We start from the raw sequence: 7,185 nt of genomic DNA, 5'->3' as shown, positions 1-7,185 counted from the left end.
GTATCGGCCTCGGCACGCCCGGCGGCTGGCCGCACCAGGCGCCCGACACGTCATAGCGCGCCGTTTCTCCAGTCGCCTTCTCCCTGTCGGATCCGACGAGCCGGACGGTAAAGACACCGTCACGCGGCGCGCGGGCGTTTGGAACAAGGGGACGATCGGCCCTATTCGGGCCGCAAGCAACGACCCTTGCAAATCGTCGTCGCGCTAAACCAGGCAAACGGTGCCCAAGCGTCACCCATCTTTCACGCCGTCTCCCTGATCAGCGCCGCCGCCTTTTCCGCGATCATGATCGTCGGCGCGTTGGTGTTGCCGCCGATCAGCGTCGGCATGACCGAGGCATCGACGACGCGCAGGCCTTGCATGCCGCGCACCCGCAACTGCGGATCGGTGACGGCCTCGTCGTCGACGCCCATCCGGCAGGTGCCGACCGGATGGTAGATCGTGTCGGCACGGGCACGGATGTGGTCCGTAAGCACGGCGTCGGACACCTGTCCGTCGATGTAGAGTTCCTTGTGCCGATAGGGCGCCAGCGGCTCTGCGGCGATGATGTCGCGCATCAGCTTCGCGCCCTTCAGCAGCAGGTCGGCGTCGCGCTCGTCCGACAGGAAGGCGGGATCGATGCGGGGCGCCGACAGCGGGTCGGCATCCAGCAGCCCCACCGTGCCGCGCGAGAAGGGCCGCAGCACGCAGACATGGCTGGAGAAGCCGAAGCCGAGCCGGATCTTGCGGGTGTGATCGTCGACGATGCCGGCGCAGAAATGCAGCTGCAGGTCCGGCCGGTCGAGCGCCGGGTTCGATTTCACGAAGGCGCCGGCCTCGGCTATCGGCGAGGCCAGATGGCCCGAGCCGTCCCGGCGCCAGGCCCCGACCTGGCCGGCGAGGGCGAGGCCGCCGCGCAGTCCGACGCCAAAGAGATCGGTCCGGCGCGATTTCCACGAGACCGTGAAGTCGAGATGGTCCTGGAGGTTGCGGCCGACACCGGGCAATTCGTGCGTGATCGCGAGGCCGTGGCTCTGCAACTCGTCGGCCGGGCCGATGCCGGACAGGAGCAGCAGTTGCGGCGAGCCGAAGGCACCGGCCGAAACGATCACCTCGCGCCGCGCCTCCACCCGTTCGTTCCTGCCGCCGCGTCGATAGTGCAGGCCGGTGGCGCGCCGGCCGTCGAGCGCGATGCGGGTGACGTGAGCGCCGGTGATCACCGTGAGGTTGGGCCGGACCATCGCCGGATGCAGATAGGCGGCCGCCGCCGAACAGCGCTCGCCCCTGTTCGGTCCGTCGAAGAACTGCGTGACCTGGTAGAGACCGGCGCCTTCCTGCTCTGCCCCGTTGAAATCGTCGTTGCGACGGATCTGGAGCCTGCCACAGGCTTCGACGAAGGCCTGGCTGACCGCGCGCGGGCTCGCCTGGTCGCGTACTTTCAGCGGTCCGTCCGCGCCGTGCCGCTCATCCGCGCCCCGACTGTTGCCCTCCGCCTTGCGGAACCACGGCAGGACATCGTTCCAGCTCCAGCCCTCGCAGCCGAGGTTCGCCCAGTCGTCATAGTCGGACGGGTGGCCACGAACGTAGAGCATGGCGTTGATCGCGCTCGACCCGCCGAGCGCCTTGCCGCGCGGTTGATAGCCTTTTCGACCGCCGAGCCCCGGCTGCGGAACGGTCTCGAAGCACCAGTTGTTGATCCTCGTTGGGCGCCCGGGCAGCATGGCCGCCACGCCTGCCGGGACGCGGACCAGCAGGTCGCGTCCCTCGCCTCCGGCCTCGATCAGGCAGACCGAGACGGATGGATCCTCCGACAGTCGGGCTGCCAGTGTTGCCCCGGCCGATCCCCCGCCGGCGATCAGGTAGTCGTATGTCATGGCCGTCCCCCCTGCCGCGCCCTCTCTACGGCACATCGAGACAAGCGCCCCGCGAGGCGCTTGTCCAGAGGGATCGGGACGGGGTTTCCGAACGGGCTCTCAGGCCATGCCGAAGACGCGCGACGGTCCTCCCGTGCCACCGCGCACCTTCGGCGCGCCGACGACGATCGTGCCGCCGGCCGCTGGCATGGCTTCGAGATTGGCAACGCATTCCAGCCCCCAGCGTCCCGAGGGCAGCCAAGCGTAGTGGACCGCGAAATCGGGCGATTGGCCGAAATCGAGCGACAGCGTGTCGACGGCCATGCCCTTCACGCCCGAAGCCGATTCCATCAGCATCTGCGCTGCCTCGATGTGGAAGCCCGGGAAGTGCATGGTCTTGCCGTCCGCGCCGACATTGCGGAACTTCTCGGTCGCGACATGCTGGCCCCAGCCCGACAGCATGGCCACGCAGGCGCCGGCCGGCAGGTCGCCGTTCGCGTCCGTCCAGGCCTTGATGTCGTCGGGCGTCACCTGGGCGTCGGCATTGTCGGCCGCCTTGGCGCGGATGTCGACGACGACCAGCGGGCAGACAAGGTCGCCGACGGGGATCTCGGCCACCGAACGGCCGTCCTCCGAAAAATGCAGCGGCGCGTCGATGTGGGTGCCGGTGTGCTCGTTCACGCGCAGCTCGAACAGGTTGAACTTGTGCTCCGCGTAGTTGAACTTCTGATCGTAGAAGACCTGCTGTTCTCCGAAGAAGGTCGGGAACATGTCGTAGAGTTCGTGGGTCAGGTCCTCGGCCTTGGTCGGCATCGTCGCCTGGGCGAACAATGGCTGGGGCGCGGCAGCCGCACCGATGGCGGCCGCTCCGGCGGCCAGGGCCGTTCCCTTGAAGAAGTCACGTCGCGAGAGCATGCTTTTCTTCACGCCGTCGATCACGCAATGATGGCACATTCTGAATACTCCGCAGGTTATCGATTTGGCCGCATCTGGAGCAGAATGACTCCGCCGTCGCTTGCCACGCAAGGGTCAGTTGCGGCCCTGGAAGGCATTCTCGACATGCACGGGCCAACGCCGGGGAAGCACCGCCACGATGTCGAAGCGGATCGACAGGCGGGCGGCGTCGGGCTGCCTGGACAGCCACAGGTCGGCGGCGCCTTCGATACGGCGCTGCGCCTCGAAGCCGACGGCATCCATGGCCTGGATCAGGGTCGCGCGCGCCTTGACCTCGACGATGGCGACCACGTCGCCGCGACGCGCGATCAGGTCGATTTCGCCGAGCTTGGTGCGATGGCGTCGGGCGACGATGCGGTAGCCCTTGAGCATCAGGGCGAGCGCGGCCACCCACTCGCCGCGATGGCCCTTGCGGTAGGCGCGTGAGCGTCGGTCCCGCCCGTCAGCTGCCACCGCCCTCTTCCTTCAACTCAAGGAGCCTCCGGTACAGCGTTTGCCTGGATTGTCCGGTCATGCGGGCAGCCTCGCCGGCGGCCTTGGAAGTCGGCATTTCGGCGGCGAGCGAAAGAAGCAATCGGTCGATATCCTCGGGCGTCTCCTTGGCCGGTTCGCCCGGCGGTGCGACGCAGACGACGATCTCGCCCCTGGGCGTGGGCGCGCCGTCATAGTGCTCGGCGAGCGTGGCAAGGTTGCCGCGTCGCATTTCCTCGAAGGTCTTGGTCAGTTCGCGGCAGACAACCGCCTCGCGCTCGCCGCCCAGCACGTCACGCATGGCGGCGAGGCTGTCGGCCACCCGGTTCGGTGATTCATAGAAGATCAGCGTGCCAGGCACCGCCTTCACTGCATCGAGGCGGTTGCGGCGCTGGCCATCCCGGGCCGGCAGGAAACCGGCGAAGAAGAAAGCGTCCGATGGCAGGCCGCTCGCCGTCAGCGCGGCCAGCATCGCCGAGGCGCCGGGGATCGGCACGACGCGGAAGCCGGCCGCGATGACCTCGCCGACCAGCCGGTAGCCTGGATCGGAGACGAGCGGCGTCCCGGCGTCGGAAATCAGCGCCACGGCCTTTCCCTCCGCAAGATCCGCGAGCAGCCGTGGCCCCGCCACCTCGGCATTGTGCTCATGATAGGCCGTCAGCTTCTGCCGGATGCCGTAGCGGTCGAGCAGCACGCGGCTGACGCGGGTATCTTCGCAGGCGACGATGTCGACGGCCGCCAGCGTCTCCAGCGCGCGCAATGTGACGTCGCCCAGATTGCCGATCGGCGTCGCCACGAGATATAGCGCCGGCTCCAGCGGCCGTGCGGGGATGACGGTCTGATGGATCAGGAAGGTGGGATGACGCGGCTCTGTCACGGGGTTCCCCACGGGTTGATGACACCGTCACCTAGAAAGGCGAAATCCCTGACGTTCCTAGTTACGACCGTCAGTCCGCGCACGAGGGCTGTTGCGGCGATGAACCCGTCCATCACACCAAGGCCTTGGCCTTTGGATCGGCGGGCAGCCATGACTTCGGACCAGCGATCGGCCACCTCGGCATCGACTGGCGCGATCCGGCCGACGAACCGGCTGCGGAGGTCTTCGTCGACCCAGTTCATGAGTGTTTCGCGGCGGCGCCCCGGTGCGAGCAACAGGGCGCCGCGGCGTATCTCGGCCAGCGTGATCACGCTGACGTAGGCCCGGTCCTCGTCCAGTTCCTCAAGCCAGCGCACGACGACTGGCGAGGGCTGCGACCGCAAGGGTTCAGACAGGACATTCGTGTCTAGGAGATAGCTCAAGGCTCAAGATCACGAGGCTGGTCGTCCAGCCGCGCGAAATCGAGATCCTGTCCGCGGAGTGGCGAGGCGAGAAGAAACTCGGCCAGATTGCCCTTCCTCTGCGTCTTCCGCTTCCATTCCTCGGCGGAGACGATGACTGCCGCCGGCTTGCCATTCCGGGTCACCATCTGGGGACCATCCTGCGCGCGCTCGACGACCTCCGACAGACGGGCCTTCGCAGTGGCGAGCGTCCAGACGTCCAGGTCGTCGTTCGCGGTCTTGCCCATTCGATCTCTCACTCCACGGTCGTCAACGACGGATCGGAATGACCATGTTGACTATAGTGACCATTCACCTTGGCGGCAACGCCCAGTCCCTACCGCGCCAGGTCCGCCACCACGGCGTCGAGCACGATCATGCCGGCCGGCGTCGCTCGCAGGCGCGAATTGCCGATGGGGGCCACGAGGCCTTCGCTCTGCAGGATGTCGATACGCTCCTGCGGCAGCGGGCGCCCGGCGAGTTCGGTGTAGCGCACGAGGTCGAGGCCTTCGACCAGCCGTAGCCCCATAAGCAGGAACTCGTCGGCCTCTTCGTCGCGCGTCAGTTCCTCTCCATCGGCCACGCCGTGTCCCTGCTGCTCGACCAGCGCCAGCCAGCGCTCGGGATGGCGCTCGGCCATGGTCACAGTCCGCGTGCCCTCGGCGATGAAGCGGCCATGCGCCCCGGGACCGACACCGACATATTCGCCATAGCGCCAGTAGGTCAGGTTGTGCCGGCTTTCGGCGCCCGGTTTCGCATGATTGGAGATTTCGTAGGCCGGAAGCCCGTGCGCGGCGGTCACCTCCTGCGTCAACTGGTAGAGATCGGCCGCCGTATCGGCATCCGGTATCAGGAACTTCTTCGCCGCATGCAGTGCAAAGAACGGCGTGCCCTCCTCGATGGTGAGTTGGTAGAGCGACAGATGGTCGGCAGCGTAGTCGATCGCCTGGCGCAATTCGGTTTCCCAGCCATCCAGCGTCTGGCCCGGACGGGCATAGATCAGGTCGAAAGAGAGGCGCGGGAACGTCGCGCGGGCAAGCTCGATCGCTTTCAGCGCTTCCTCGACATTGTGGAGCCGCCCGAGGAACTTCAGGTCTCGGTCATTCAGCGCCTGCACGCCGAGCGAGACGCGGTTGACCCCGGCCGCCCGGTAGCCGCGAAAGCGCTCCGCCTCGACCGACGACGGGTTGGCCTCCAGCGTCACCTCGATGCCGGACGGCACCGTCCAGTTCGCGGCGATGGCGTCGAGGATCGCGCCGACCGTCCTGGGTTCCATCAGCGAGGGCGTGCCTCCGCCGAGGAAGACGCTGGTCACCGTGCGGGGTCCTGACTGCGCCCGCATCGATGCAAGCTCGGTCTCGAAGGCACGTGCGAAGCGCGCCTGGTCCGGTGGCTGGTGGCGAACGTGCGAGTTGAAATCGCAATAGGGGCACTTCGCGGCACAGAAGGGCCAGTGCACGTAAACGCCGAAGCCCGGTGACCGGTCGTCCTGGAGCATTCGGCCGTCGTCGGGCATGGCGCGGAAGCCCAGGACCGTCATGCCGACCCCAGCTTCGCCCGGGCGAATTTCTGGAAGGCACGGGCCCGATGGGACAATGCGGTGTCCTGTCCCGGCTTCCAGCCGTGCTTCTCCTGCGCTGTCATTTCGCCGAAGGTGACGTCGAACCCCGCTGGCTGGAAAACAGGATCATAGCCGAATCCGTCGGTGCCGCGCGGCGGCCAGACGAGCCGGCCTTCGGCCTCGCCGCGGAAATACTCGGCGGTACCATCGGGCATGCAAAGGCAGATGACCGCAACGAAACGACCGGTGCGCCGCGCAGGATCCAGCGCGCCTTTCTCGGCCATCAGCTTCTCGGTCCTTTCCATCGCCATAGCGAAATCGCGGGTGCCGTCGGGCTTCTGTGCCCAGTCGGCGGTGTAGACACCGGGCGCACCGCCCAGCACGTCGACGCAAAGGCCGGAATCATCCGACAGCGCCGGAAGACCGGTCGCCGTCGCCGCCGCGAGCGCCTTGATGTAAGCGTTTTCCTCGAAGGTGGTGCCGGTTTCGTCGGGCTCGGGCAGGCCGTAGTCCTTCGCCGATTTCGCCTCGATGCCGAACGGCTCCATCAGATCGGCGAATTCCCGCAGCTTGCCCGCATTGTGGCTGGCAATGACGATCTTGCGGCCGGCCAGTGCGTTCATTCGATGCCCCATATGCGTGGTTCGGCGAATTCCAGCGAATTGCCGGATGGATCGCGGAAATAGATGGATCGGCCGCCCTGCGGCCATTCGAAGTCGGCCTCGATCACGACATCCAGGGCCTGGAGTCGCGCTTTCCAGCGCTCAATCTCCTCGGCGGAGGCGGCAAAGCAGAGATGACCCTCGCCGCGCATGCCGTGGGGCGGTACGGGCAGCCTGGCGTCGGGCGCCGGTGGCACCACCGTGGCATTCGGCTGGAACAGCAGCAGCACGCCGTGACCGCAACGGAAGAAGACGTGGCGGTCGTCCACCTTCGTGACCCGCTCCAGGCAGAGCACGTCGGCGTAGAACGCCTCGGCCAGGTCGAGATCGGTGACATAGAGCGCGGATTCGAGGATCGCCGTCGGCGTCATGTCCCGTTTCCTGTCCC

Annotated in this window: 9 protein-coding genes; all 9 read right to left on the bottom strand. The window is 67.0% G+C overall.

Features of this window, described 5'->3' with window-relative positions:
• Positions 1-242: 242 nt before the first annotated feature.
• Complete coding sequence (locus tag EJC49_RS00405) at positions 243-1,853, bottom strand: GMC family oxidoreductase (protein ID WP_126697468.1); 1,611 nt, start codon at positions 1,851-1,853, stop codon at positions 243-245.
• A 99-nt stretch (positions 1,854-1,952) separates the two neighbouring features.
• Positions 1,953-2,786: a cyclase family protein gene (locus EJC49_RS00400; RefSeq protein WP_126697467.1), complete on the bottom strand. Its 834-nt coding sequence runs from the start codon at positions 2,784-2,786 to the stop codon at positions 1,953-1,955.
• Between the two features lie 75 nt (positions 2,787-2,861).
• On the bottom strand, positions 2,862-3,239 hold the full coding sequence (locus EJC49_RS00395) for a YraN family protein (RefSeq protein WP_126697466.1): 378 nt from the start codon (positions 3,237-3,239) through the stop codon (positions 2,862-2,864).
• Positions 3,229-4,134 (bottom strand): 16S rRNA (cytidine(1402)-2'-O)-methyltransferase, encoded by a 906-nt coding sequence (gene rsmI, locus EJC49_RS00390; RefSeq protein WP_245453200.1) that lies wholly within the window; start codon positions 4,132-4,134, stop codon positions 3,229-3,231. Before rsmI ends, EJC49_RS00395 begins: the two co-directional genes overlap by 11 nt.
• Positions 4,131-4,556 carry a type II toxin-antitoxin system VapC family toxin gene (locus tag EJC49_RS00385; protein ID WP_126697465.1) on the bottom strand — a complete coding sequence of 142 codons (426 nt, stop codon included), beginning with the start codon at positions 4,554-4,556 and terminating at the stop codon, positions 4,131-4,133. The genes rsmI and EJC49_RS00385 overlap by 4 nt, the downstream gene beginning before the upstream one ends.
• On the bottom strand, positions 4,553-4,822 hold the full coding sequence (locus EJC49_RS00380) for a type II toxin-antitoxin system Phd/YefM family antitoxin (protein ID WP_126697464.1): 270 nt from the start codon (positions 4,820-4,822) through the stop codon (positions 4,553-4,555). Before EJC49_RS00380 ends, EJC49_RS00385 begins: the two co-directional genes overlap by 4 nt.
• A gap of 89 nt (positions 4,823-4,911) precedes the next feature.
• Positions 4,912-6,114 (bottom strand): radical SAM family heme chaperone HemW, encoded by a 1,203-nt coding sequence (gene hemW, locus EJC49_RS00375; RefSeq protein WP_425358782.1) that lies wholly within the window; start codon positions 6,112-6,114, stop codon positions 4,912-4,914.
• Positions 6,111-6,758, bottom strand: coding sequence for an RdgB/HAM1 family non-canonical purine NTP pyrophosphatase (gene rdgB, locus EJC49_RS00370; protein WP_126697463.1), 648 nt, complete (start codon positions 6,756-6,758; stop codon positions 6,111-6,113). Before rdgB ends, hemW begins: the two co-directional genes overlap by 4 nt.
• The gene (locus EJC49_RS00365) at positions 6,755-7,168 is read right to left on the bottom strand and encodes a VOC family protein (RefSeq protein ID WP_126697462.1); all 414 of its coding nucleotides are present in this window, start codon (positions 7,166-7,168) and stop codon (positions 6,755-6,757) included. Before EJC49_RS00365 ends, rdgB begins: the two co-directional genes overlap by 4 nt.
• Between the last annotated feature and the right edge of the window lie 17 nt (positions 7,169-7,185).

The sequence above is a fragment of the Aquibium carbonis genome (assembly GCF_003970795.1).
Taxonomy (GTDB): domain Bacteria; phylum Pseudomonadota; class Alphaproteobacteria; order Rhizobiales; family Rhizobiaceae; genus Aquibium; species Aquibium carbonis.
This window is presented reverse-complemented; position numbering and strand designations above follow the sequence as displayed.

Bases quoted from the DNA above. Each gene is read 5' to 3' on its own strand.
- EJC49_RS00405 (WP_126697468.1), bottom strand. From the start codon at position 1,853: ATGACATACGACTACCTGATCGCCGGCGGGGGATCGGCCGGGGCAACA.
- EJC49_RS00400 (WP_126697467.1), bottom strand. From the start codon at position 2,786: ATGTGCCATCATTGCGTGATCGACGGCGTGAAGAAAAGCATGCTCTCG.
- EJC49_RS00380 (WP_126697464.1), bottom strand. From the start codon at position 4,822: ATGGGCAAGACCGCGAACGACGACCTGGACGTCTGGACGCTCGCCACT.
- hemW (WP_425358782.1), bottom strand. From the start codon at position 6,114: ATGACGGTCCTGGGCTTCCGCGCCATGCCCGACGACGGCCGAATGCTC.
- rdgB (WP_126697463.1), bottom strand. From the start codon at position 6,758: ATGAACGCACTGGCCGGCCGCAAGATCGTCATTGCCAGCCACAATGCG.
- EJC49_RS00365 (WP_126697462.1), bottom strand. From the start codon at position 7,168: ATGACGCCGACGGCGATCCTCGAATCCGCGCTCTATGTCACCGATCTC.